Annotated in this window: 26 protein-coding genes and 1 riboswitch; of the genes, 18 read left to right on the top strand and 8 right to left on the bottom strand. The window is 70.4% G+C overall.

Going from position 1 to position 24,433, the window contains the following annotated elements:
* Positions 1–10: 10 nt before the first annotated feature.
* From tilS to Aph01nite_RS10070, 9 genes are all read left to right on the top strand, one after another.
* Positions 11–988, top strand: coding sequence for a tRNA lysidine(34) synthetase TilS (gene tilS, locus Aph01nite_RS10110; protein WP_204040523.1), 978 nt, complete (start codon positions 11–13; stop codon positions 986–988).
* A gap of 11 nt (positions 989–999) precedes the next feature.
* Positions 1,000–1,557, top strand: coding sequence for a hypoxanthine phosphoribosyltransferase (hpt, locus tag Aph01nite_RS10105; protein WP_239161546.1), 558 nt, complete (start codon positions 1,000–1,002; stop codon positions 1,555–1,557).
* A gap of 259 nt (positions 1,558–1,816) precedes the next feature.
* Positions 1,817–3,838 (top strand): ATP-dependent zinc metalloprotease FtsH, encoded by a 2,022-nt coding sequence (ftsH, locus tag Aph01nite_RS10100; protein WP_239161545.1) that lies wholly within the window; start codon positions 1,817–1,819, stop codon positions 3,836–3,838.
* Positions 3,839–3,840: 2 nt separating this feature from the next.
* Complete coding sequence (gene folE / locus Aph01nite_RS10095; RefSeq protein ID WP_204040522.1) at positions 3,841–4,425, top strand: GTP cyclohydrolase I FolE; 585 nt, start codon at positions 3,841–3,843, stop codon at positions 4,423–4,425.
* 94 nt (positions 4,426–4,519) lie between these two features.
* On the top strand, positions 4,520–5,404 hold the full coding sequence (gene folP, locus Aph01nite_RS10090; RefSeq protein ID WP_239161544.1) for a dihydropteroate synthase: 885 nt from the start codon (positions 4,520–4,522) through the stop codon (positions 5,402–5,404).
* On the top strand, positions 5,391–5,816 hold the full coding sequence (locus Aph01nite_RS10085) for a nuclear transport factor 2 family protein (RefSeq protein ID WP_204040521.1): 426 nt from the start codon (positions 5,391–5,393) through the stop codon (positions 5,814–5,816). Before folP ends, Aph01nite_RS10085 begins: the two co-directional genes overlap by 14 nt.
* On the top strand, positions 5,809–6,168 hold the full coding sequence (gene folB, locus Aph01nite_RS10080; protein ID WP_204040520.1) for a dihydroneopterin aldolase: 360 nt from the start codon (positions 5,809–5,811) through the stop codon (positions 6,166–6,168). The genes Aph01nite_RS10085 and folB overlap by 8 nt, the downstream gene beginning before the upstream one ends.
* A complete protein-coding gene (gene folK / locus Aph01nite_RS10075) occupies positions 6,165–6,665 on the top strand; it encodes a 2-amino-4-hydroxy-6-hydroxymethyldihydropteridine diphosphokinase (RefSeq protein ID WP_204040519.1) in 501 nt (166 codons plus the stop codon). The genes folB and folK overlap by 4 nt, the downstream gene beginning before the upstream one ends.
* A gap of 10 nt (positions 6,666–6,675) precedes the next feature.
* A complete protein-coding gene (locus Aph01nite_RS10070; RefSeq protein WP_204040518.1) occupies positions 6,676–7,128 on the top strand; it encodes a DUF3180 domain-containing protein in 453 nt (150 codons plus the stop codon).
* Between the two features lies 1 nt (position 7,129).
* Here the strand turns inward: Aph01nite_RS10070 and Aph01nite_RS10065 are convergent, their stop codons facing one another.
* Entirely contained in the window at positions 7,130–8,299 is a 1,170-nt protein-coding gene (locus Aph01nite_RS10065; RefSeq protein ID WP_239161543.1) for an NADH-quinone oxidoreductase subunit D, read from the bottom strand.
* A gap of 4 nt (positions 8,300–8,303) precedes the next feature.
* Positions 8,304–8,558, bottom strand: coding sequence for an aminotransferase class V-fold PLP-dependent enzyme (locus Aph01nite_RS42580; RefSeq protein WP_373872283.1), 255 nt, complete (start codon positions 8,556–8,558; stop codon positions 8,304–8,306).
* A riboswitch (SAM riboswitch) is annotated at positions 8,554–8,669 on the bottom strand. Its footprint overlaps the gene before it by 5 nt.
* A gap of 57 nt (positions 8,670–8,726) precedes the next feature.
* Here Aph01nite_RS42580 and Aph01nite_RS10060 point away from each other — a divergent pair.
* Positions 8,727–9,929 (top strand): cytochrome P450, encoded by a 1,203-nt coding sequence (locus tag Aph01nite_RS10060; protein ID WP_239161542.1) that lies wholly within the window; start codon positions 8,727–8,729, stop codon positions 9,927–9,929.
* Here the strand turns inward: Aph01nite_RS10060 and Aph01nite_RS10055 are convergent.
* From Aph01nite_RS10055 to Aph01nite_RS10045, 3 genes are read right to left on the bottom strand one after another with little or no spacing between them, the layout of a single operon-like run.
* Positions 9,926–11,107 (bottom strand): cation:proton antiporter, encoded by a 1,182-nt coding sequence (locus Aph01nite_RS10055; protein ID WP_239161541.1) that lies wholly within the window; start codon positions 11,105–11,107, stop codon positions 9,926–9,928. The genes Aph01nite_RS10060 and Aph01nite_RS10055 overlap by 4 nt on opposite strands.
* A gap of 8 nt (positions 11,108–11,115) precedes the next feature.
* Positions 11,116–11,598, bottom strand: a complete 483-nt coding sequence (locus tag Aph01nite_RS10050) for a cation:proton antiporter regulatory subunit (RefSeq protein WP_204040516.1) — start codon at positions 11,596–11,598, stop codon at positions 11,116–11,118.
* 5 nt (positions 11,599–11,603) lie between these two features.
* Positions 11,604–12,524, bottom strand: coding sequence for an SAM-dependent methyltransferase (locus tag Aph01nite_RS10045; protein ID WP_239161540.1), 921 nt, complete (start codon positions 12,522–12,524; stop codon positions 11,604–11,606).
* A gap of 287 nt (positions 12,525–12,811) precedes the next feature.
* On the opposite strand from Aph01nite_RS10045, the gene Aph01nite_RS10040 reads away from it, so the two are divergent.
* The 4 genes from Aph01nite_RS10040 to Aph01nite_RS10025 all read left to right on the top strand — a co-directional run bounded on the left by Aph01nite_RS10040 (position 12,812) and on the right by Aph01nite_RS10025 (position 17,869).
* Positions 12,812–13,702: a Rossmann-like and DUF2520 domain-containing protein gene (locus Aph01nite_RS10040; RefSeq protein WP_204040515.1), complete on the top strand. Its 891-nt coding sequence runs from the start codon at positions 12,812–12,814 to the stop codon at positions 13,700–13,702.
* Entirely contained in the window at positions 13,693–14,541 is an 849-nt protein-coding gene (panC, locus tag Aph01nite_RS10035) for a pantoate--beta-alanine ligase (protein ID WP_204040514.1), read from the top strand. The genes Aph01nite_RS10040 and panC overlap by 10 nt, the downstream gene beginning before the upstream one ends.
* A gap of 84 nt (positions 14,542–14,625) precedes the next feature.
* On the top strand, positions 14,626–17,079 hold the full coding sequence (locus tag Aph01nite_RS10030) for an L-aspartate oxidase (protein ID WP_204040513.1): 2,454 nt from the start codon (positions 14,626–14,628) through the stop codon (positions 17,077–17,079).
* 7 nt (positions 17,080–17,086) lie between these two features.
* Entirely contained in the window at positions 17,087–17,869 is a 783-nt protein-coding gene (locus tag Aph01nite_RS10025) for a type III pantothenate kinase (RefSeq protein WP_204040512.1), read from the top strand.
* A 52-nt stretch (positions 17,870–17,921) separates the two neighbouring features.
* On the opposite strand, the gene Aph01nite_RS10020 is transcribed toward Aph01nite_RS10025, so the two are convergent.
* Positions 17,922–18,386, bottom strand: coding sequence for a hypothetical protein (locus Aph01nite_RS10020; protein ID WP_204040511.1), 465 nt, complete (start codon positions 18,384–18,386; stop codon positions 17,922–17,924).
* 132 nt (positions 18,387–18,518) lie between these two features.
* Between Aph01nite_RS10020 and lysX the strand changes: the two genes are divergently transcribed.
* Entirely contained in the window at positions 18,519–20,009 is a 1,491-nt protein-coding gene (lysX, locus tag Aph01nite_RS10015; protein WP_204040510.1) for a bifunctional lysylphosphatidylglycerol synthetase/lysine--tRNA ligase LysX, read from the top strand.
* Here lysX and Aph01nite_RS10010 read toward each other — a convergent pair.
* On the bottom strand, positions 20,006–20,641 hold the full coding sequence (locus Aph01nite_RS10010) for a TetR/AcrR family transcriptional regulator (protein WP_204040509.1): 636 nt from the start codon (positions 20,639–20,641) through the stop codon (positions 20,006–20,008). The genes lysX and Aph01nite_RS10010 overlap by 4 nt on opposite strands.
* A gap of 119 nt (positions 20,642–20,760) precedes the next feature.
* Here Aph01nite_RS10010 and Aph01nite_RS10005 point away from each other — a divergent pair, with 119 nt between their 5' ends.
* Positions 20,761–21,000, top strand: a complete 240-nt coding sequence (locus Aph01nite_RS10005) for a LuxR C-terminal-related transcriptional regulator (RefSeq protein ID WP_239161539.1) — start codon at positions 20,761–20,763, stop codon at positions 20,998–21,000.
* Between the two features lie 75 nt (positions 21,001–21,075).
* On the opposite strand, the gene Aph01nite_RS42085 is transcribed toward Aph01nite_RS10005, so the two are convergent.
* Complete coding sequence (locus Aph01nite_RS42085) at positions 21,076–22,050, bottom strand: C40 family peptidase (protein ID WP_275419002.1); 975 nt, start codon at positions 22,048–22,050, stop codon at positions 21,076–21,078.
* 227 nt (positions 22,051–22,277) lie between these two features.
* On the opposite strand from Aph01nite_RS42085, the gene Aph01nite_RS09995 reads away from it, so the two are divergent.
* Both Aph01nite_RS09995 and Aph01nite_RS09990 read left to right on the top strand, forming a co-directional pair.
* Positions 22,278–22,823: an amino-acid N-acetyltransferase gene (locus Aph01nite_RS09995; RefSeq protein WP_204040508.1), complete on the top strand. Its 546-nt coding sequence runs from the start codon at positions 22,278–22,280 to the stop codon at positions 22,821–22,823.
* 114 nt (positions 22,824–22,937) lie between these two features.
* Positions 22,938–24,251, top strand: a complete 1,314-nt coding sequence (locus tag Aph01nite_RS09990) for an RDD family protein (RefSeq protein WP_204040507.1) — start codon at positions 22,938–22,940, stop codon at positions 24,249–24,251.
* The last annotated feature ends 182 nt before the right edge of the window (positions 24,252–24,433 follow it).

Genomic DNA, 24,433 nt, shown 5'->3' with positions numbered 1-24,433 from the left:
GAATGGCGGCATGGGGCCGCATCCTGCCGTCGCCGACGTGCGCCGGGCCGTCCGGGCTTCGCTGACCGGCCTTGAGCCCGGCGCGCTCGCGCTGGTCGCGTGCAGCGGCGGCGCCGACTCCCTCGCGCTGGCCGCCTGCCTGGGCTTCGCCGCGCCGCGGCTCGGCCTGCGCGCCGGCCTGCTCACGGTCGACCACGGCCTCCAGCCCGGCTCGGCCGAACGCGCTCACGACCTGGTACGGCTCGCGCCCGCCCTCGGCCTCGACCCCGCCGAACTGCTGACCGTGACCGTGGGCCGCGCCGGCGGTCCCGAGGCCGCCGCCAGGGACGTCCGCTACCGGGCCCTGGACGAGGCCGCCACCCGCCTGGGCGCGGCCGTCGTGCTGCTCGGGCACACCCTCAACGACCAGGCCGAGACCGTGCTCATGCGGCTGTCCCGGGGGAGCGGGAGCCGGTCGCTGGCGGGCATGCCGGAGCGGTTCGGCAGGTATCGGCGGCCGTTGCTGGGCGTGAGCCGTACGCGGACGGAGCAGGCGTGTGCGGCGCTGGGGCTGGAGCCGTGGAAGGACCCGCACAACGTCGACCAGGCGTTCACCCGGGCGCGGGTCAGGAGCGAGGCCCTGCCGGTGCTGGAGGCCACGCTGGGGCCGGGAGTGGCTGAGGCGCTGGCCAGGACCGCACGGCTGTGCCGGGACGACGCGGACGCGCTGGACGACTGGGCGGACGCGGCCTACGCGGAGGCGCGCGGGCTGGGCGCCGGGCTGGACGTGGCCGTGCTGGCGCGGCTGCCGGGCGCGGTCCGGCGGCGGGTGATCCAGCGCGCGGCGGTGGCGGCGGGGGTGCCGGCGAGCGCGCTGGCGGCCGTGCACATCGAGGAGGTGGAGCGCCTGGTCACCGAGTGGCGCGGCCAGCGCGCGGTGGACCTGCCCGGGGGGGTCGGGGCGGTTCGGCGGTATGGCACCCTGATATTCGCCAGCAACCTCTCGTAAGGAATCCGCAGGTGGATGCAGCCGACATGGGCAGGGACCTGTCCAACGTCCTCATTTCCGAAGACGAGCTCCAGGCCAAGATCAAAGAACTCGCCGGCCAGATCGACGCGGACTACGCCGGGAAGGATCTGCTGATCGTCGGCGTCCTCAAGGGCGCCGTCATGATCATGGCAGACCTGGCCAGAGCGCTTCACGTTCCCGTGCAGATGGACTGGATGGCCGTTTCGTCCTACGGCGCGGGCACCAAGTCCTCCGGTGTCGTACGGGTGCTCAAGGACCTCGACACCGATATCGCCAACCGGCACGTCCTGGTGGTGGAGGACATCATCGACTCGGGACTGACCTTGTCCTGGTTGCTGAACAACCTCCAGTCGCGTAATCCGGCATCCGCCGAGATCTGCGCGCTCCTCCGCAAACCAGACGCGGTGAAGGTGCCGATCGATGTGAAATATGTGGGCTTCGACATCCCCAACGAGTTTGTCATCGGGTATGGGCTCGACTACGCGGAGCGGTACCGGAACCTGCCGTTCATAGGCACGCTCGCCCCCCATGTCTACGGCGGCGAGTAAGCCCTTAGCGAAGTAGCCCGCCGAGTGCGCGTTATTTGCTCCCAGGTCGGGGAACACGCGCCTCCCTGACGTACGTTGGAGGCAATACCGGGCCTGGCCGGGCAGTGACCCTGTGCGGTCAGGTCGGTGTACCTTCTGATAACGCAGGGATACCTCTGGGTAGTCAGTTGAGGCGGCTGAAGATGCCGCAACCCCCTTCTCACGAGGGGGGCCAGGCCTTAGTCAGGGAAGGGACGGGCCCGCCAGGGTTCCGCATCGGATGGATCTCAAGCGATTTACACGTGGGCCACTGCTGTGGATCCTGGGCATCGTCGTGCTCCTGTTGCTGGTCACCACGATGTTCAGTGGTGACGGCAACTACACGGCGGCGGACACGTCCCAGGCGATGGAGCAGATCCAGGCCGGCAACGTCCAGAACGCGAAGGTCATCGACAAGGAGCAGCGCATCGAGCTGACCCTCGTCAACGACATCAAGGCAGGTAAGGACGCCAAGCTGACCAAGCGCATCCAGGCACCCTGGGTGACGGGTCAGGGCGTCGAGCTGGTCAACCAGCTCGCCGCGCAGAAGAAGGCGGGCAGCGTCAAGGACGGCTTCACCGTCGACGTGCCGAGGGAGAACTTCCTCGTCAGCCTGCTGGTGAGCTTCCTCCCGATCGTGATCATCGTCCTCATCTTCCTGTTCATCATGAACCAGATGCAGGGCGGCGGCTCCCGGGTGATGAACTTCGGGAAGTCCAAGGCCAAGCTGATCACCAAGGACACCCCCAAGACCACCTTCGCCGACGTGGCCGGCGCGGACGAGGCCATCGAGGAGCTCCAGGAGATCAAGGAGTTCCTGCAGGCCCCCGCCAAGTTCCAGGCCATCGGCGCCAAGATCCCCAAGGGCGTCCTGCTGTACGGTCCGCCCGGCACCGGTAAGACGCTGCTCGCCAGGGCCGTCGCCGGTGAGGCCGGCGTGCCGTTCTACTCGATCTCGGGTTCCGACTTCGTGGAGATGTTCGTCGGTGTCGGCGCCTCCCGGGTCCGCGACCTGTTCGAGCAGGCCAAGGCGAACGCCCCCGCGATCATCTTCATCGACGAGATCGACGCGGTCGGCCGGCACCGGGGCGCCGGTCTCGGCGGCGGTCACGACGAGCGCGAGCAGACGCTGAACCAGCTGCTGGTCGAGATGGACGGCTTCGACGTCAAGGGCGGCGTGATCCTCATCGCCGCGACCAACCGGCCCGACATCCTGGACCCGGCGCTGCTGCGGCCCGGCCGCTTCGACCGCCAGGTCACCGTGGACCGCCCGGACCTGGAGGGCCGCAAGGGCATCCTCAAGGTGCACGGCCGCGGCAAGCCGTTCGCCGAGGGCGTCGACCTGGACGTCATCGCCCGGCGCACCCCCGGCTTCACGGGCGCCGACCTGGCCAACGTGATCAACGAGGCCGCGCTGCTGACCGCGCGCAACGACCAGAAGCTGATCACGATGGACATCCTGGAGGAGTCCATCGACCGGGTCATGGCCGGTCCCGAGCGCAAGTCCCGGGTCATGTCCGACCAGGAGAAGAAGATCATCGCGTACCACGAGGGCGGCCACGCCCTGGTGGCGCACGCGCTGCCCAACTCCGACCCGGTCCACAAGATCACGATCCTGTCCCGCGGCCGCGCCCTCGGTTACACGATGACGCTGCCGATGGAGGACAAGTTCCTGGCCACCCGCTCGGAGATGAACGACCAGCTGGCCATGCTGCTCGGCGGCAGGACCGCGGAGGAGCTCGTCTTCCACGAGCCCACCACCGGCGCCTCCAACGACATCGAGAAGGCCACCGCCATCGCCCGCCGCATGGTCACCGAGTACGGGATGAGCGAGAAGCTGGGCGCCCGCAAGTTCGGCTCCGGCAACGGCGAGGTCTTCCTCGGCCGTGAGATGGGCCACGAGCGCGACTACTCCGAGCAGATCGCCTCCACGATCGACGACGAGGTCCGCCGCCTGATCGAGGCGGGCCACGACACGGCCTGGGAGATCCTGGTCGAGTACCGGGACGTGCTGGACAACCTGGTCCTGGAGCTGATGGAGAAGGAGACCCTCTCCCGCGAGCAGGTCCTGGAGATCTTCGCCCCCATCGTCACCAAGGAGAAGCGCCCGTCGTACGCGGGTTACGGCAAGCGCCTCCCCTCCGACCGTCCTCCGGTCACCACCCCCAAGGAGCTGGCCAACGGCAGCAACGGCTCGACGGCCGCGCTGCCCGCGGCGAACATGTCGCCCCAGCCCTCGACCCCTAAGAAGGACGAGGCCTGATAGTGGGGGCTGAGCCTCTGCAGATCGACCACGCTCGGATCGAAAGGGCCGTCCGGGAGATCCTCCTCGCCATCGGGGAGGATCCCGATCGGGACGGCCTGCTCGACACCCCGGCGCGGGTGGCCCGGGCCTACGCGGAGCAGTTCGCGGGCCTGGGCCAGATTCCCCAGGACGCGCTCACGACGATCTTCGACGCCGGCCACGACGAGATGGTCCTGGTCCGCGACATCGAGGTCTACAGCACCTGCGAACACCACCTGGTCCCCTTCCACGGGGTAGCCCACGTGGGCTACATCCCGAACGGGAAGGGCCAGGTGACCGGCCTGAGCAAGCTGGCCAGGCTGGTGGACGTGTTCGCCCGCCGCCCCCAGGTCCAGGAGCGCATGACCTCCCAGATCGCGGACGCGCTGATGGAGGTCCTCGAACCGCGCGGCACGATCGTCGTGGTGGAGGCCGAGCACATGTGCATGGCCATGCGCGGCGTCCGCAAGCCAGGCGCGAAAACGATCACTTCGGCCGTGCGCGGCATCTTCCGGGATGACGACAAAACGCGCGCCGAGGCGATGTCGCTGATCAACGCGCGCTGACCGGAGCGGCGGGTCTTCCGGAGGCCGTACCCGCGGACCGGCGGTGTCGGGTGAGCGCCTAGGCTTGGGGTGCACGACGGGTGAGGAGCGAGATATGACCACGGGTACCGTGCCGGGGCTGCCCGATCGTGGGCGGTGCCTGGTCATGGGCGTGGTCAATGTCACGCCTGACTCCTTCTCCGACGGCGGGCTCTGGTTCGACGTGGACGCGGCGATCGCGCACGGGCTCGAACTGGTGGCGGAGGGCGCCGACATCGTGGACGTCGGCGGCGAGTCCACCCGGCCGGGCGCGGCCCGGGTCTCCCTCGACGAGGAGTTGCGCCGGGTCGAACCGGTGATCAGGACGCTCAGCCAGGAGGGCGTCACCGTCAGCGTGGACACCATGCGGGCCGAGGTGGCCGAGATGGCCGTGCAGGCGGGGGCCCGGCTGGTCAACGACGTGAGCGGCGGCCTGGCCGATCCGGTGATGCCGCGGGTGGTGGCCGCGGCCGGCGTGCCGTACGTGGTGATGCACTGGCGCGGGCACAGCAGGGACATGGAGAGCCGGGCCATCTACGCCGACGTGGTCACCGAGGTGTCCGAGGAGCTGCGCAAGCGGGTGGACTCGGTGCTGGCCGAAGGCGTACGGGAAGAGCAGATCATCCTGGACCCGGGGCTGGGCTTCTCCAAGCATCCCGAGCACAACTGGGAGCTGCTGGCCGGGATGGCGCGGCTGACCGAACTGGGGCCCCCGCTGATCATCGGGGCGTCCCGCAAACGTTTCCTCGGGCGACTGCTGGCCGGCCGGGACGGTGAACCGAGACCCTTCGACCGGAGCGACGACGCGACCCTGGCGGTCACGGCGCTCGCCGCCCGGGACGGCGCCTGGTGCGTCCGGGTGCACGACGTCAGGCCCAACGCGGACGCGGTGCGGGTCGCCGCGGCGTGGCGGGCGGCCAGAGATCCGCGACCGGCGAGGGGCGCAGATGAAGGACGTTGAGGATGTCAATCAGGCGTTCTACGCCGCGATTGAGAGCGCCGATCTGGATCGTATGTCCGAGATCTGGGTGGAGGACGCCGGGAACCGGGTGGCGATGTGCGTGCACCCCGGCTGGCCGCTGCTGAGCGGGCGCTCGGAGGTGCTCCGGTCGTGGGCGCTGATCATGGCGAACACGCCGTACATCCAGTTCGTGCTGACCGACGTGAACACCACGGTGCTCGGGGACGTGGCCGTGCTGACCTGCGCGGAGAACATCCTGACCGCCGCCGACTCGGACGACACGGGGTTCGCGGCCGGCCGGGTGGTGGCCACCAACACCTACGTCCGCACGCCGACGGGCTGGCGGCTGTGGCACCACCACGGTTCGCCGGTGCTGCAGACCGACGACGAGGAGGAGGACACCGATGGATAGCGTGGCCCTGCGGGGGGTCCGGGCGCGCGGGCGGCACGGCTGCCTGCCGGCGGAGCGGGAGCTCGGCCAGGAGTTCGTCGTGGACGCCACCCTCTTCCTGGACACCGCGCCGGCCGCGGCGAGTGACGACCTGAGCAAGACGGTCGACTACGGCGCGCTGGCGGGGGAGCTGGCCGCGATCGTCTCCGGCGAGCCGGTGAACCTGATCGAGACCCTCGCCGACCGGCTGGCGCAGGCCTGCCTCAGGCATGACCTGGTGGAGTCGGCCGAGATCCGCGTGCACAAGCCGGCCGCGCCGATCCCGGTGCCGTTCGCCGACGTGGTGGTGACCGTGCGGCGGTCCCGGCCGTGAGGGTCGTGCTGGCCCTGGGCAGCAACCTGGGGCGCCGGATGGAGAACCTGCAGGGCGCGGTGGACGCGCTGTTCGACGCGCCCGGCCTGTCCTTCGTGGCGGTCTCGCCGGTGTACGAGACGGATCCGGTGGGCGGTCCCGCGCAGGGGGCGTACCTGAACGCGGTGGTGATCGCGGAGGGCATGCCGGAGCCGAGGACCATCCTGGAGCGCGCGCTGAGCATCGAGGACGCCTTCGGCCGGGAGCGCAGGGAGCGCTGGGGGCCGCGTACCCTCGACGTGGACCTGATCATGGTCGGCGACCTGACCAGCGACGACCCGGAGCTGACTTTGCCGCATCCGCGCGCCCACGAGCGCGCGTTCGTGCTGGTGCCGTGGGCGCAGGCCGACCGCGCCGCCGTGCTGCCCGGGCGCGGCCTGGTGGTGGCCCTGCTCGCCGGCCTGGACCAGAGCGGGGTACGTCTCCGCGCCGACCTCTCGCTACAGCCCCCCGCCTAGGAGCGCCCCCGTGAAGCCCAGCAATCCTGGCGTCCTCGTCGGTCTGGTGGTGGTGTTCGCCATCCTCACCTGGGGCATGCTGAAGCCGGTCTACCACACCATCCCGGCGCTGCCGTGGACGGCGATCCCCACCCTGCTCCTGCTGGCCATCGGCGAGGCCTACACGGGCTGGCTGACCCGGGCCAGGATCGCCAGGAGAGAGGGCACCAAGCCGGTCGAACCGCTGGCGGTGGCCCGCCTGGCCGCCCTGGCCAAGGCGACCGCGTACGCGGGCTCGGTCTTCGCCGGGGTCTTCGGCGGCTTCATCATCCACACGGTGGAGATGATCGACGTGCCGGACCCGCGTCAGGACGCGTTCATCGCGGGCGGCTCGTTCATCTCCTGTGTGCTGCTGATCTGCGCCGCGCTCTACCTGGAGTTCAGCTGCCGGGTTCCCGACAAAACGAAACGCGACGACGACTAGATCACTTGTCGATGTCGCCGACGACGAAGAACATGGAGCCGAGGATGGCGACCATGTCGGAGACCAGGTTGCCGGGGAGCATCTCCCGCAGGACCTGGATGTTGTTGTAGGACGCGCTGCGCAGTTTGAGCCGCCACGGCGTCTTCTCGCCGCGGGAGACCAGGTAGTAGCCGTTGAGCCCGAGCGGGCTCTCCGTCCACGCGTACGTGTGGCCCTCCGGGGCTTTGAGGATCTTCGGCAGGCGCTGGTTGATCGGGCCGGGCGGGAGGGCGCGGAGGCGTTCCAGGCAGGCGTCGGCCAGGTCCAGGGAGACCTTCAGCTGGTCCAGCAGCACCTCGAAGCGGGCGTGGCAGTCCCCGGCCGAGCGGGTGACCACCTTGACCGGCAGCTCCCCGTAGGCCAGGTACGGCTCGTCCCGCCGCAGGTCGAAGTCGACGCCGGAGGCGCGGGCGATCGGGCCGCTCACGCCGTACTGGAGGATGGTCTCGCGGTCGAGCGCGCCGACGCCGGTGGTGCGGGCGAGGAAGATCTCGTTGCCCATGATCAGGTTCTCGATGTCGGGCAGGCGGCGGCGCACGTCGGCGACGGCCTGGCCGGTGCGCTCCAGCCAGCCGAGCGGCAGGTCCTCCTTGAGCCCGCCGACCCGGTTGAACATGTAGTGCATGCGCCCGCCGGAGATCTCCTCCATCACCGCCTGGATGGTCTCCCGCTCCCGGAACGCGTAGAACACGGGGGTGATCGCGCCGAGTTCGAGCGGGTACGACCCCAGGAACATCAGGTGGTTGAGCACCCGGTTCAGCTCGGCCAGGAGCGTACGCGCCCACACCGCCCGGACCGGCACCTCCATGCCCAGCATGCGCTCCACCGCGAGCACGACACCCAACTCGTTGGCGAACGCCGACAGCCAGTCGTGCCGGTTGGCCAGCACGATGATCTGCCGGTAGTCGCGCACCTCGAACAGCTTCTCCGCGCCCCGGTGCATGTATCCGATGATCGGTTCCGCGGTGGCGATGCGCTCCCCGTCCAGGGTCAGCCGCAGCCGCAGCACCCCGTGCGTGGACGGATGCTGGGGCCCGATGTTGAGCACCATATCCTCGGTCGCGAGCTCCTTGCCCGGCACTGCCGAGGCCCCCGCGCCGACACCGACGACGATCTCCTGTGGCTCGCTCACCTTTTCATGCTCCCACGCCCGAAGGATCACGAACAGGCGCAGGGCGTCCAGCAGCCGATCGATGCGCTCGTCGGTACTCCCGATCCCGAGATGCTCGCAGGCGTGCGGTACCAGCGGCGTCGACGGCGATCCGCGCGCCGCGCCGGTGCGCGATGTGGGCGAGCCCGGCGATCGGCCACAGCTCCCCGGTGACGTCGGAGGCCGCGGTGACGACCAGCAGGGCCGGGCCCTCGATCTCGGCCAGGGCCTCGTCGGCCACGCGCTTGCCCGCCGCATGCCGCGACGGGCCTGGTCCTCACCCGGGGCACCCCGCCGCGGACGCGAGGGTTGCCGGCCAGCAAGCCGGGGCTGTGCGCTGGCACTCATGACCTAACGCCGGGCTATAACCCACCGCCCGGACCGGACGCACCCGGGACGCGCGCTTAGCATGTGGTTTGTGAGGTTTGATCCCTGGAATCCGTCCTTCGTGGCCCACCCGTACGACGTGTACGCCGACCTGCGCGTCAATGACCCCGTGAGCTTCTTCGAGCCGACCGGCCAGTGGCTGGTCGCCCGGCACGCCGATGTCAACGCCCTGCTCCGGGACCGCCGCCTGGGGCGCTCGTATCTCCACACGGCCACCCACGAAGCCTTCGGCAGGGAGCCGGAGCCGGAGTTCCAGGAGCCGTTCTGGCGGGTGATCCGGGCCGGCATGCTCGACGTGGAGCCACCCGTGCACACCCGGCTGCGCCGGCTGGTCTCCAAGGCGTTCACGCCGCGCATGGTCGAGTCGCTCCGCCCGCGGATCAGGAAGATCGCCGCCGAACTGGCCGAGGGGCTGGTCGAGCGGGGCGGCGGCGACCTGATCAGCGAGGTGGCCGAGCCGCTCCCGGTGACCGTCATCGCCGAGATGCTCGGCGTGCCCGAGCGGGACCGGCATCTGCTCCGCCCGTGGTCGGCCGACATCTGCGGCATGTACGAGCTCAACCCCAGCCTGGAAGTCCAGCACACGGCCGTACGCGCCGCCCAGGAGTTCGGCGACTACCTGCGCGACCTGGCCAGGACCCGGCGGGACGAGCCCGGCGACGACCTGATCAGCGCGCTCGCCCAGGTCGTGGACGGGGGCGACAGGCTCAGCGAGGACGAACTGGTCGGCACCTGCGTGCTCCTGCTCAACGCCGGCCACGAGGCGACCGTGAACGTGACCGGCAACGGCTGGTGGTCGCTGTTCCGCAACCCGGACGAACTCGAGCGTCTGCGCGCCGACCGGTCGCTGCTGCCGACCGCCGTCGAAGAGCTGCTGCGCTGGGACACCCCACTCCAGATGTTCGAGCGCTGGGTGCTGGAGGACATCGAGGTCGGCGGCGTACGCATCCCGCGCGGGGTCGAGGTCGCGCTGCTGTTCGGCTCCGCCAACCGCGACCCCGAGGCGTTCGCCGACCCCGACCGGCTGGACGTCGGCCGCGCCGACAACCCACACATCTCGTTCGGGGCGGGCATCCACTTCTGCCTCGGCGCGCCGCTGGCCAGGGTGGAGCTGATCGAATCCTTCGGCGCGCTCCTCGACGCGAATCTGACTCTCGCCGAGGAGCCCGCCTGGAAGCCCGGCTTCGTGATCCGGGGCCTGGAGTCGTTGCGCGTGACCGTCTAGGCGCGGTTGGCGATGGCCGTGACCAGCGGCTGGATGGCCCGCGCCGCCAGCGGCCCGAAGGCGGCCAGGATCAGCACGTAACCGGCGGCCAGCGGTCCGAGGTCGGGATGCACGCCCGCCCCCACCGCGAGGCCGGCGATGACGATGTTGAACTCGCCGCGGGGAATGAGGGCGATGCCGGCGCGGACCCGTCCCGCCCGGCCGATCCCGGCCCTGCGGGCCGCGTACACGCCGGTCAGCAGCTTGGTGATCATGCTGACCACGGCCAGCACCAGAGCCAGGCCGGCCACCGGGAGGATCTTCGCCGGGTCGGTCTGCAGGCCGAAGAAGACGAAGAACACCGCCGCGAACAGGTCCCGGATGGGCATGAGCAGGGTGCGCGTCTCGTGCGCCAGCTCGCCGGACAGGGCGATGCCCACCAGGAACGCGCCGACCGCCGCCGACACCTGGAGCTCCTGGGCGATGCCGGCGACCAGGAGCGCCAGGCCGATGACCTTGAGCAGCAGCACCTCGGAGTTGGGGCTGGCCACGAACTTCTCGATCAGGTTGCCGAACTTGAGCGCGACCACCAGCACGACGGTGACGGTGGCGAGCGCCACGGCCACGGTGATGGAACCGGTCAGCAGTCCGGCCCCGGCCAGCAGCGCGGTCAGGATGGGCAGGTAGAGGGCCATGGTGAGGTCCTCGAAGACCAGCAGTGAGAGCACCACGGGGGTCTCCCGGTTACCGATCCACCCCAGGTCGGACAGGACCTTGGCGGTGATGCCGGACGAGGTGGCATACGTCACACCCGCCATGGCCACGGCCCCGACCGGGCCCCAGCCGAGCAGCAGTGCGGCGATCGCGCCGGGAGCGGCGTTCAGGACGAGGTCCACCAGGCCGCCTCGGGCGTTGCTCCGCAGGCTGGTCACTAACTCGTCGGCGTTGTACTCCAGGCCGAGGGTGAGAAGCAGCAGGATGACGCCCAGTTCGGCGCCTACCCGGATGAACTCCTCGCTGGTAGCGAGGGGGAGGAAACCACCCTGCCCGAACGCCAGACCGGCGACCAGGTACAGGGGAATGGGGGAGATGCCGGCGCGGAGCGCCAGCGCGCCGAGCACGCCGAGAGCCAGGATGACCCCGCCGAGCTCGAGGAAGAGGATCGCGACAGATTCCGAAGATGCGATAAAAGCGGGCACGCGGTGGCCTAACCGTCGGTGAGGATGTTGGCGACGGCCGCGGTGTTCTCCTCGTCTCCCACCACGACGACGACGTCTCCGGCGGCGAACCGGAAGTCGGGCGTCGGGCTGGCGTTGACCTGCCCGCCCCGGACCACGGCGACCACCGAGGCGCCCGTCCTGGTCCTGATGGCCGCGTCGCCCATGGCCCTCCCGTCGTACGGCGAGCCCGGCGTGATCGGCAGCTGTACGCTCACCAGACCCTCCACCTCGCGGTGCAGGGCGTTGAGGCGCTGCACGATCCTGGGCGCGCCGAGCAGCTCGACCAGCGCGTCCGCCTCGTCGTCGTTGAGCTGCACGGTCTCGCACGCGCGGTCGGGATCGGACTTGTCGTAGATGATGAGGTCCCGGCGACCGGTGCGGTGCGAGACGACCCCGATCCGGCGGCCGGTGTGGGTGGTGAACTCGTGTTTGAGTCCGATGCCTGGTAGCGCAGTCTGTTCGATCTCCACACCGTTTACCGTATCCATGACAGCCAGCCGAACGCGCCCAGCCCTTCCCGGTCGATCAGCTCGGCCGCCTCCGAGGCCGCCGCCAGCGCGCGCAGGTAGCCGGCCGGATCCGTGGCCGCCTGGTCGAGCGGCGGCCGTTCCCCCCGGACGCCGAGGCGCAGCAGGGCCTCGCGCTGGGTGGTGAGCGTGCCCGCGCAGGAGTCCATCGCCACGTGCGCGGTGAGGTCGCAGGAGCCGTCCGGCACCGGCGGCACCCACGAACCGTCCCGGTAACCGGCCAGGGTGCCCAATGGCGGCCGGTCGCTCCTGACGTGCGCGTAGTCCACGGCCACGGCCATCCCGGCGGCGAGTCCGCCGATCAGCCCGGACCACGCCTCCTCGCGCGGCCACCCGATCTCGGCCCGCTCCCCTTCCGGCCACCAGCGCGCCAGCCACTCCCGGTCCCGCTCATCCAGGTCGGTCAGCCGCTCCGCCCCGGTCGCCGGATCGACCAGCACCAGCCGGGGCCCCTCCTCGGTCCACTCGGCCACGTCCACCGGAACGTTGTCCAGCCACTCGTTGGCGAAAATCAGCCCCGTCACCCCGTCCGGTACGGCATCCGCCCACCGGATCCGCTCGTCGAGCCCCTCCGGCCGGGAACTCAGATCGACGGCGGTCACCCGCAGCCGCCCGGCGAGATCGGCCGGGGCGCCCGCCAGCACCTGGGCGGCCAGCAGGCCGTCACCCGCCCCCATGTCCACGAACTCGATCAGCGGCGGCCGCCCGAGGCGCTCGTCCACCTCGCCGAGCAGCCGGGCGACGGCCCGGCCGAACACGGGAGAGGCGTGCACCGAGGTGCGGAAGTGGCGGTGCGGACGTTCCCGCAGGTAGAAGCCGCCCGGCCCGTAGAGCGCCCGGCCCATCGCCTCCCGCCACCTGACCCACACAACGGTTGACCATATCGCGACACGCAGGGTAGTCGAGTGACCACGACCTGTGCTTTCTTTGCGGTACCGTTGCCATGTGTCGGCGGCCGTCCCGGCCCGCTCCCCCAGCGGGCGCGGTCCGGCCACCCACGGCGAAGGGGAATGCACGATGTGGCCGGTCAATCGGCGGATGACCGGTCTGGTGGGCGTGGGGCGGCTGGTGCCTGAGCAGACACCAGAGCCCGCGCCCGCTCCCCTTGCCATGGTTATTCACCCCTCCCCGTTACTCTGGCGAGCGGGAGGACGGCATGGACACAAGCGATCGCCCCGCGCGGTTGGCCGTGGGGGTGCTCGGAGCCGGTCGGGTGGGTTCCGTTCTCGGGGCCGCGTTGATGCAGGCGGGTCATCGGGTGGTGGCCGCCAGCGGGGTCTCGGACGCCTCGCGCCTGCGTGCCGCCGAGACGCTGGGCGTGGAGCTGACCAGGCCCGACCGGGTGATCGAGCGGGCCGAGCTGATCTTGCTGACCGTTCCGGACGACGTGCTGCCCGGCCTGGTCGCCGGCCTGGCCGCGACCGGGGTGGATCTGCGCGGCAAGCTGCTCGTGCACGCGAGCGGCGCGTTCGGCCTCGGTGTGCTCGGGCCCGCGGTGGAGGCGGGCGCGGTGCCGCTGGCGCTGCACCCCGTGATGACCTTCACCGGCCGGGGCGACGACCTGAACCGGCTCACCGGGTGCTCGTTCGGGGTGACCTCGCCGCCGCCGCTGCGGCCGGTGGCCGAGGCGCTGGTGATCGAGATGGGCGGCGAGCCGGTCTGGATCGCCGACGCCGACCGGGCGCTCTACCACGCGGCCATCGCGGGGGCGGCCAACCACATGGTCACCCTGGTCGCGGAGTCGCAGGACCTGCTCGCCGGGATCGGCGTGGAACATCCGGGCCGCATGCTCGGGCCGCTGCTGGGGGCGGCGCTCGACAACGTGCTCAGGCTCGGCATCAACGGACTGACCGGTCCGGTCGTGCGCGGGGACGCCGGAACCGTGCGCAAGCACGTGGACGCGCTCATCCTGGCCGCGCCGGAGGCGGCCGACGCCTACATCGCGCTCGCCCGGCTGACCGCGGACCGGGCGCTCGCCGCCGGGCTGCTCAAGCCGGAGGCCGCCGAGCTGCTGCTGGACGCCCTGGGAGGCAACATATGGACGTGATCGTCACCGGGAACCGGGCCGAGCTCACCAAGGCCAGAGAGGCCACCGGGCGCGGCCGGTACGCGCTGGTCCCCACCATGGGCGCCCTGCACGAGGGCCACCGGTCGCTGATCCGGCTGGCCGGGGAGCAGGCCGACCACGTGGTGGTCAGCGTCTTCGTGAACCCTCTCCAGTTCGGGCCGAATGAGGATTTCAGCCGATATCCGCGGACCTTCGAGGCCGACCTGGCGGTCTGCGCGGAGGAGGGCGTCCGGGTGGTCTTCGCGCCGGCGGTGGCGGACATGTACCTGCCCGACCGGCAGGTGTCCGTGTCGGCGGGGGCGATGGGCTCGGTCGTCGAGGGCGCGTTTCGGCCCGAGCATTTCGACGGCGTGCTGACCGTGGTGCTGAAGCTGTTCAACCTCGTCCAGCCGGACGTGGCGGTGTTCGGCCAGAAGGACGCCCAGCAGCTGGCGCTCATCCGGCGCATGGTGGCCGACCTGGACCTGCCGATCGAGATCGTGGGCGGTCCCACCGTACGGGAGGGCGACGGGCTGGCGTTGTCCAGCCGGAACCGGTATCTGTCGGCGGACGATCGGGCGACGGCGCTCAACTTGTCGAGGGCGCTGCGGGCGGGAGCCGTACAGCGGGGGCCGGAGCGGATCAAGGACGCGGCGCGGGCGGTGCTGGAGACGGCGGCGCGGCTGGATCCGCCGCTGCTGCTGGACTATCTGGCGCTGGTCGACCCGGCCACCTTCACCGAGGTGGCGGAAGATCACCGGGGTGAGGCGATCCTGGCGGTGGCCGCCAAGGTGGGGACCACCCGGCTGATCGACAACGTGGTGCTCACGCTGGGCTGACCTGGATCGATGCCCGGCAGGGTGCCCCGGGAAGTTTTCCCGGCACGCGAGGCGTTATCGTCATGTTGACGAAAGGGGCTCGCGATGACGACCATGCCACGGAAGCTGACGGCACCCGCACCCGGCTGGACGGTGACGGCGGATGTGGTCGTGGTCGGATCGGGCATCGCCGGGCTCACCGTGGCGCTGCGCTACACCGAGCTCTCCCCGGAGGGCCGGGTCCTCGTCGTCACCAAGGACGTGCTCTCCGCCGGGTCCACCCAGTGGGCCCAGGGCGGCATCGCCGCCGTGCTCGACCCGGACGACACCCCGGCGGAGCATCTCCGGGACACCCTGCTCGCGGGCGCCGGCCTGTGCGACGAGGAGGCCGTCCGGGTGCTGGTCACCGAGGGCCCCGACGCGCTCAAACGGCTGATGGAGCACGGCGCCCGGTTCGACCGGGACGCCGACGGCGAACTCCAGCTCACCCGGGAGGGCGGCCACCGCCGCAACCGGATCGTGCACGCGGGCGGCGACGCCACCGGGGCCGAGGTGCAGCGGGCCCTCATCGAGGCGGCCGCGCACGAGCCCAGGATCGAGGTGATCGAGCACGCGCTCGCGCTCGACCTGCTCAAGGACGCCGACGGCGCCGCCTGCGGAGTCACCCTGCACGTGATGGGCGAGGGCGCCCGCGACGGCGTCGGCGCGATCAGGGCCGGGGCCGTCGTGCTGGCCAGCGGCGGCATGGGACAGGTCTACGCGGCCACCACCAACCCGGTCGTCTCCACCGGGGACGGCGTGGCCCTCGCGCTGCGCGCCGGGGCGACCGTCAGGGACCTGGAGTTCGTGCAGTTCCACCCCACCGTGCTCTGGCTGGGCGAGGGCTCCACCGGGCAGCAGCCGCTCGTCTCCGAGGCCGTGCGCGGCGAGGGCGCGGTGCTGGTGGACGCGGCCGGGGAACGGTTCATGGCCGGCGTGCACGAGCTCGCCGACCTGGCCCCCCGCGACGTGGTGGCCAAGGCCATCATGCGCCGCATGGCGGAGACCGGCGCGGACCATGTCTACCTGGACGCGCGGCACTTCGGCGCGGAGAAGTGGCAGGCCAGGTTCCCGACCATCCTGGCGGTCTGCCGCGAGCACGGCATCGACCCCGTCACCGACCTCATCCCGGTCGCCCCGGCCGCGCACTACGCCAGCGGCGGAGTCCGTACCGACCTGAGGGGCAGGACCACCGTGCCCGGCCTGTACGCCTGCGGCGAGGTGGCCTGCACCGGCGTGCACGGCGCCAACCGCCTGGCCTCCAACTCCCTCCTGGAGGGCTTGGTCTTCGCCGAGCGCATCGCCTCCGACCTCATCGCCGTACGGCGTCCGCCCCGGGACCCCGCCGACGACCGCGCCGACGGCCTGGTGGACCCCCGTACCCGCGGGCGGGTGCAGGCGTTCATGAGCCAGGGCGCCGGGGTGCTGCGCAGCCGCGGGTCCCTGGCCGCCGTGCGCCGCGCCCTGGCCGACGCCCGCTGGACCCCCGTCGCCGTCGAGCCCTGTACGGAGTCCTGGGAGGCCACCAACCTGCACACGGTCGCCACCGCCCTGACCGTGGCGGCAGGCGTACGCGAGGAGACCCGCGGCTCGCACTGGCGCGAGGACCATCCCGAGCGCCGCGACGACCAGTGGCTCCGCCACATCGATCTGACCCTCACCGAGAAGGGTGAACTCAGCATGCGATCCTCCGACGCCCTCGACGTGGAGCACCTGGTGGCCGCGGCCCTCCGCGAGGACCTGGCCGACGGCGAGGACGTGACCTCGGCCGCCACCATCCCGGCCGACCAGGAGTCGGTGGCCGACGTGGTGGCGCGCCGGGACGGCGTGGTCGCCGGGCTCCCGGTCGCCGAGACCGTCTTCCGGCGGGCCGGCCTCCAGGTGGAGCGCCTGGCCGAGGACGGGGACGAGGTGCGCCGCGGCGACGTGCTCCTCACCGTGCGCGGCAGGACCCGGGCCCTGCTCACGATGGAGCGCACGGCGCTCAACTTCCTCACCCACCTGTCCGGCATCGCCACCCAGACCCGCCTCTGGGTGCGCGCCATCGACGGCACCGGCGCCCGCGTACGGGACAGCCGCAAGACCCTCCCCGGCCTGCGCGCCCTGGAGAAGTACGCGGTGCGCTGCGGCGGCGGCGTCAACCACCGGATGGGCCTCTACGACGCCGCCCTGATCAAGGACAACCACGTGCTGGCCGCGGGCGGTGTGGCCGAGGCGTTCCGGGCGGTCCGCCGTACCTATCCGGGTATCGCCATCGAGGTCGAGGTGGACCGGATCGACCAGATCGAGCCGGTGCTGGCCGAAGGCGCGGACGAGATCCTGCTGGACAACTTCACCGTCCCGGAACTGGCCGAGGCGGTACGGCTGGTCGCCGGCCGGGCCCGGCTGGAGTCCAGCGGCGGCCTGACCCTGGAGGTGGCCCGCGCGGTGGCCGAGACCGGAGTGGATTACCTCGCCGTGGGGGCGCTCACACATTCCGCGCCCGCTCTCGATATTGCTTTGGATCTTCGTGGTGCATAATCAGGGGATGCTGCTCACCATCGACGTCAGCAACACCCACACGGTGCTTGGCCTGTTCGAGGGTGAGGACGTCCTTGAGCACTGGCGCATCGCCACCGACCCGCGCAGGACCGCCGACGAGATCGCGGTGGTCCTCCAGGGCCTGCTGTCCCAGTCACCGATCCTGAAAAACGCGGACATCGCCGGGCTGGCCATCTGTTCGACCGTTCCATCGGTGCTGAACGAGATGCGGGAGATGTCGCGCCGCTACTACGGCGACGTCACCACCGTCGTCGTCGAACCGGGTGTGCGCACCGGGGTCCCGGTCCGGATGGACAACCCCAAGGAGGTCGGCAGCGACCGCATCGTCAACGCCCTGGCGGCCACCACCCTGTACGGCGGCCCCTGCGTCATCGTCGACTTCGGCACCGCCACCTCCTTCGACGCCGTCTCGGCCCGCGGCGAGTACGTGGGCGCGGTGACCGCCCCCGGCCTGGAGATCTCCGTGGACGCCCTGGCCACCGCCGGCGCCCAGCTGCACAAGGTCGAGCTCATCCGCCCCCGCCAGGTGATCGCCAAGAACACCGTGGAGGCCCTGCAGTCCGGCATCATCTACGGCTTCGCCGGCCTGGTGGACGGCATCGTGGAGCGCATGTCCGCCGAGCTGGCCGACGACCCCGAGGACGTGACCGTGGTCGCCACCGGACCCGGCGCGCCGCTGGTCGTCAACGAGGCCAGGACGATCGACGAGCACGAGCCCTGGCTGACCCTGATCGGCCTGCGCCTCATCTACGCCCGCAACACAGCGTGAGAGCCCGCCTTTCCGGTTCTCCCGGAAAGAGCGGGCTCCCGATCTATATGGATCACTCGCTTTCGACGGTGTAGAGGTAGTTCCAGTCGCTGCAGCTGGACAGCTTCCCGGACTTGTGGTGAATCTGGCAGACCTTGAAACGCAGGCTGCTGACCCCCTTCTTGCCGAACGCGAAGTGCTTGGCGGTGCCGTAGCCGCAGTGCTTGTACTTCTTGACCGTGTAGAAGTGGTGGCTGAACAGGTTGGAGACCTGGAACTTCACGTAGGCGCACTTGCCGCCGTGCTTGTAGTAGCGGTTGTCGTCGTCCCAGAGCTGGCCGGTGACGTCGACGCGGTTGATGGTCTGGTGCTGGTTCCAGGTGATGTCGATGGTGCCCTTCACCCGGGCCAGGTCGTTGTGCGAGTAGTACGGGCCCCACTCGTTGGCGGGGTTGGCGTTCGCGGCGGAGGGGAGAGCGAGGACCGCGGCGGTGGCGCCCGCGGCCAGAGCTACCATCGCTCGGGTCATGCGCTTCATTTCTGTGCTCCTTCTCGGGGGCACCCTTGGGGGTGTGATACATGAATACGCGCACGCCCTTTCACCGGCCCTGCCGCCCGCTAGCACGCGGCTTGCAATTCCGCTTGCCGCGACTCGGTAATCTTTGTGTCCGTGAGCGATGAGCAGATCGACCTTCCCGAGCAGATGCGCGTCCGGCGCGACAAGCTGGACCGGCTGCGGGCCGAAGGCGTCGACCCCTACCCCGTGACGTTTCCCCGGACGGCGACCAACGCCGAAATCCGGGAGAAATACGCCGAGCTGGAGCCCGGCGCGGCCACCGGCGACCACGTCGGCGTCGTCGGGCGGGTGATGCTGTCGCGCATCGGCGGCAAACTCTGCTTCGCCACCATCCGGGACGGCTCCGGCGACCTGCAGATCATGCTCTCGCTGGACCGGCTGGGCGAGGAGTCACTGGCCGCCTGGAAGCGCGACGTCGACCTGGGCGACCACGTCGGCATCGAGGGCGAGGTCGTCACCTCCCGCCGCGGTGAGCTCTCGATCATGGCGGAGAGCTGGCGGATCACCTCCAAGTGCCTGCGCCCGCTGCCGGAGAAGCACGCCGGCCTGAGCGACCCCGAAGCCCGGGTCCGGCTCCGCTACGTGGACCTCATCGTCAACGAGGAAGCCCGCCGGATGGCGTACGTGCGGAGTGCCACCGTGCGCGCGGTCCGCGACTTCTGGCACGAGGAGGGCTACCTCGAGGTCGAGACGCCGATGCTCCAGCCCATCCACGGGGGCGCGAGCGCCCGGCCGTTCAAGACGCAGATCAACGCGTACGGCGGGATGGAGCTCTACCTGCGCATCGCGATCGAGCTCTACCTGAAGCGGCTCGTGGTCGGCGGCATCGAGAAGGTCTTCGAGATGAACCGCAACTTCCGCAACGAGGGCGCGGACGCGACGCACAACCCCGAGTTCACGATGCTGGAGGCGTACGGCACGTATCTCGACTACAACGACATGGCCGACCTGACCCAGCGGATGATCCAGAAGGCCGTGCAGGCCGCCCTGGGCACCTCCGTGGTCACCCACGGCGAGCACGAGGTCGACCTCGGCCTGCCCGAATGGCCCAGGATCACCCTGTACGGCTCGGTCTCCCAGGCCCTCGGCCAGGAGATCACCACCGACACCTCGCTGGAGCAGCTGCGCAAGTACGCCGACCAGCGGGAGATCCACTGGGACCCCAAGTGGGGCTCGGGCAAGCTGGTCCAGGAGATCTTCGAGGCGCTGATCGAGCACACGCTGATCCAGCCCACGTTCGTCATGGACTACCCGCTGGAGACCTCGCCGCTGACCCGCCAGCACCGGGACAACCCGCTGCTGACCGAGAAGTGGGACCTGATCGGCTTCGGCACCGAGCTGGGCACCGCCTACTCGGAGCTGGTGGACCCGATCGAGCAGCGCCGCCGCCTCACCGAGCAGTCCCTGCTGGCCGCGGGCGGCGATCCGGACGCCATGCAGCTGGACGAGGACTTCCTGCAGGCGCTGGAGTACGCGATGCCCCCCACCGGCGGTCTCGGGGTCGGCATCGACCGCCTGATCATGGCGTTCACCGGCAAGAACATCCGGGAGACGATCCTGTTCCCGCTGGTGCGGCCCACCTAGCCGGGCCGGGTCTCGCCCGCCTTCTCGCTCACGAGGCCGCGGGCGAGCCAGCGCAGGGCGTCGGAGAACAGGGCCGCCGGGACGGCGGCCCTGTCGATCCTGCGCTGGAGCACCAGCCCTTCGAACAGCGCCATGATCACCGTGGCCACGGCCCGCGGGTCCCCGTTCGCCCCGAACAGGCCCCCGCCCGCCAGCTCGGCGATCGTGTCCCTGGGCACCCGCCAGCGTTCGGCCAGCCGGGCCAGCAGCTCGGGCCGGGGCAGCGCGTACCGCAGGAACTCCAGCTCCAGCATGCTCCACGCGGCGTGCTCGTCCGCCACCTCGGTGAGGTACGCCCCGAACGTGGCCAGCACGTCGTCACCGCCCGCGATGCGTGCCGCGTTCTCCAGGTGGTGCGAGACGTGCTCCTCGAACAGGGTGAGGAACAGGTCGTCCTTGCCGGGGAAGTGCGCGTAGAGCGCGCCGATCGTGAAACCCGCCCGGCGGGCGATCTCCTCCACCGAGGCGCCGGCGAAACCCTGCTCGGCGAAGACGTCCGCGGCCGCGTCCAGCAGCAGGGCCCGGGTGCGCGCCTTAGTCTCCGCACGCGTCAGCCGCGCCGGGTCGGGCCCGCTTCTCCGGGGCGGCGGCATGGCCCCAGTAGTTCACGTAGTCATTGCTATGTCAATGCGGCTGCTTGACGACCTTTCGCAGCGGCGTTTACCTTCCCCAAGGGTGGCGAAAATCATTCGTCGTGGGAGAGGGGCTCACGATGTCGTTTTCTGAGGTGGTTGCCCGGAGTGATCTGGACATGGAGCGTGCCGGTCTAACCGACGATGAACTGCTGCTTCTCGCCGAACTGGCGAAAGGCGTCACGGTGGACCGGGTGGGCCGTCGGCTGGATGTGAGCGGCCGCACGGTCCGGCGCAGGCTCCGGGGTATCTGCGATCGGATTGGCGTCGCGACCGCGATCGAGGCGGTCGCCTGGGCGGCTCGCCGCCGTCTGATCTGATCCCGCCCTCACCGGCGGGATCAGATCCCATCCCCTGCCCGAACTCGCTCGGTCCGCTCGGTCCGCTCGGTCGGCTCAGTCGGCGATACGGACCGCGCCCGCGAAGGGGCGGTTGCCGATCGCGGCCACCCGGACGACGTCGCCGGTGCGCGGCGCGTGCACCATGTAGCCGCCGCCGATGTACATGCCCACGTGGTGCAGGTCGTTGTAGAAGAACACCAGGTCGCCGGGGCGCAGGTCCTCGCGCTTGATGTGGGTGCCGGCCGTCCACTGGTCGCCGGTGTAGTGCGGCAGGCTGATGCCCACCCGCTGGTAGGCGGCCATCACCAGGCCGGAGCAGTCGTAGGAGTTCGGGCCCTCGGCCCCCCACACGTACGGCTTGAGCTGCTGGGTGAGCGCCCACCTGACCGCCTGCGCGGCCTTGCCGTCGCCGACCACCGGCAGGGAGAGCCGGGTGGCGCGGCTGACCTTGCCCGCGACCTGGCGGTAGAGCGAGCCCTCGGTCTTCTTGATCAGTCTGCGGATCTTGTCCTGCCGGGTGTCGATGCTCTTGATCAGCTTCGCCACCTCGTCCTGGCGGGCCTTGGCGCCCGCGCGGGCGCGCTTGGCGGTCTCCATGGCCTTCTCGACCTGGAGCACCTCCTCGCCGGTCTGGAGCTGCAGCGCGTACGTCGTGGAGGCGATGTCCAGGTACCGGTCCGGGTCCGCGGAGCCCATCAGGCCGAAGGCGGTCGCGGCGCCACCGGTCATGTAGGAGTTCTGCGCGAACAGGCTGGCCTTGCGGCGGCGCTCCTCCAGGTCGGCCTCGCTCTTGGTGAGCGTGGTCTTGGCGAGCTGGGCCGCGCGCTCGGCCTCCTTGAGGCGGATCTTCTCGCCGTTGTACTCCTCGGTGAGCGTTTCGATCTCGATGTAAAGGTTCTCCACCTCTTCGGTCAGCTCTTTGAGGGTGGGCTCGGGGTCCGCGGTGGCCGAAACTATCGGCGCGCCGACGGTGATGACGGCGAGTGCGATGCCCACGAAGGCGAGCCGCCCGAGGAATCGAGTGCGCAAGCAATCTCCTCTCCAGGGCCGTGGTCCCGCTGGACATTAGTGCACGCCCGGTTCGTCCTCAACCGGAACGCAGAATTCTGGTCTAGATTGCGCATCTGAACGATCACGTCCAGGTCACGCGTGATCTCAACGGAAAGTAGGCGCCCGGGCACCTTCCGCGACGCATCGGTATTTCGGTACGCCCGTTAATCATGGGCCGCTCACCGCGGCCTACTACGCTGCTCAGCATGGTGGCGGAGTCGGTGGAGCAGGCGGTCCCTCAGTCCGTGGTGGTGCGCCGGGCGCGTACGCACGACGTCCGGGTCATCCGGAAGTTCGTGGACTCGTACTCGGGCGCGGAGCGACGGCTGCTCAAGAAGTCCACGGTCACCCTCTACGAGGACGTGCAGGAGTTCTGGGTCGCCGAGGTGGACGGCGTGGTGGTCGGCTGCGGGGCGCTGCACGTGCTCTGGGAGGACCTGGCGGAGATCCGGACGGTCGCGGTCGACCCCGGCTCCCGGCGGCTCGGCCTGGGACACCGGATCGTCGCCGCGCTCATCGACACCGCGCGCGAACTCGGGGTGCGGCGCGTGTTCTGCCTCACCTTCGAGGTGGAGTTCTTCGCCCGGCACGGATTCGTGCCCATCAACGGCACGCCGGTCTCGCCCGAGGTGTACGCGGAGCTGCTCGCCTCCTATGACGAAGGCGTCGCCGAATTCCTCGACCTGGAGCACGTCAAGCCCAACACGCTGGGCAACACGCGCATGATTCTGCACCTCAGGCCGCCAATCTGACTAGAGGCGTAACCAGGGGGAAGAATGACAGTGGAATGGCACCGGCAACTTTGTGCGTGTCAAGCGTGTGTGTCTGACGTGTGCCCACGCTCGAACGAGAAGTGAGGTGACACGGTGAGCACCCAGCCGCCGTACCCGCAGGACGACTCGACCGGCGACGTGCCGCCGCCCGAGCGCGGGGAGCAGGGCGCGGAACAGCCCGCGCCGGAATTCGATCCCGACGTCACCATCATGAGCCGCAACCCCGCCGCGGGCACCGGCTCCCGTCCCGTGTACGGCCCGCCGCAGTCAGGGGCGTACGGACAGGCGGGCGGCACCGGAGCCTACGGCCAGGGCTACCCGCGGCCACCCGCCCAACCGGGCCAGCAGCCCCCACAGCAGCCCTCTCAGCAGCCCCCACAGCAGCCCCAGCCGGGCAACGGCCAGCCGGGCTACGGCCAGGGTTATGGGCAGGGCGGCTACGGGCAGGGCTACGGCCAGTCCCAGCCCGGCCAGGGCTACGGTCAGGGCTATGGGCAGGGCTACGGCCAGCAGGGCTACAGCCAGGAGCAGCAGTACGGCCAGCAGTCGCACACGCAGCCCGGCTACGCCCAGCCCGGCTACCCGCAGCAGGCGGGCGGGCAGCCCTACGGCCAGCAGCCGGGCGGCCAACCGGCCGGGCAGCCCCACGGGCAGCCTTACGGGCAGCAGCCGGGCTACGGGCAGACCCAGCCCGGCCACACCCAGCCCGGTCAGGCGCAGCCCGGCTACGGCCACCCGCAGCAGGGGCAGCCGGCCTACGCCCAGCAGCCCGGCTACGGCCAGGGCTACCCGCAGCAGCCCCCGCCGGGCTACGGCCCCCAGTACCAGGGCTACGGCTACGGCCCGCAGGGCGGCTACGGAGCCGGCTACGGTCCCGCGCCCATTCCCGCGGGCGCGCCCGCGCCGCTCGCCGAATGGTGGCAGCGTCTGGTGGCGCGCCTCATCGATGGAGCGCTCTACGCCGTCGTGCTCATCGCGCTCGGAATCATCGCGGGCGGCATTTGGGCGGCCACCGATCGTTTCGATATCGAGACCCAGACGGTCACCCGGGGTTCGTTCCTCGTCTACCTGGTGCCCGCGCTCATCACCACACTCGTGCTGTTCGGCTACGAATTCCTCATGCTGAAGCAGCGCGGTCAAACGCTCGGTAAGATCATTATGGGAATCAAGGTGGTGCGCATCGGCGGCCGTCTTGAGGGTGGTCTCGACAATGACGCCGCCTTGCGCCGCGCGGGCGCGCTGGCCGGGCCGTTGGTGCTGACCTGGATTCCCGGAATCCGCGTCATTGGCGCGTGGCTGGTGTACCTGTACTGGCTCGTGGGTCTGCTCTGGCCCCTCTGGGATAAGCCGTTCCAGCAGTCGGTTCTCGACAAGGCGGCGAGCACGGTGGTCGTCAAGGTCAAATAGTGACATAGAGCCGCGGCAAAGAACCGGGCGGGGCCGATGGAACGAACCATTGGCCCCGCTTTCGTGCACGCAGCGTGTTCGCTCCGTTCGATCCGAAATAACACCGCAAAAGCCGTAACGGGTTACTGCTACCGTGCGATGGGACCTAGAACACCTAGTCCCCATAGATGTCACGAGAGGTA

It is taken from the genome of Acrocarpospora phusangensis (genome assembly GCF_016862995.1).
Taxonomy (GTDB): Bacteria; Actinomycetota; Actinomycetes; order Streptosporangiales; family Streptosporangiaceae; genus Acrocarpospora; species Acrocarpospora phusangensis.
The sequence above is the reverse complement of the archived record's forward strand: the minus strand, read 5'-3'. Positions and strand labels throughout refer to the sequence as shown.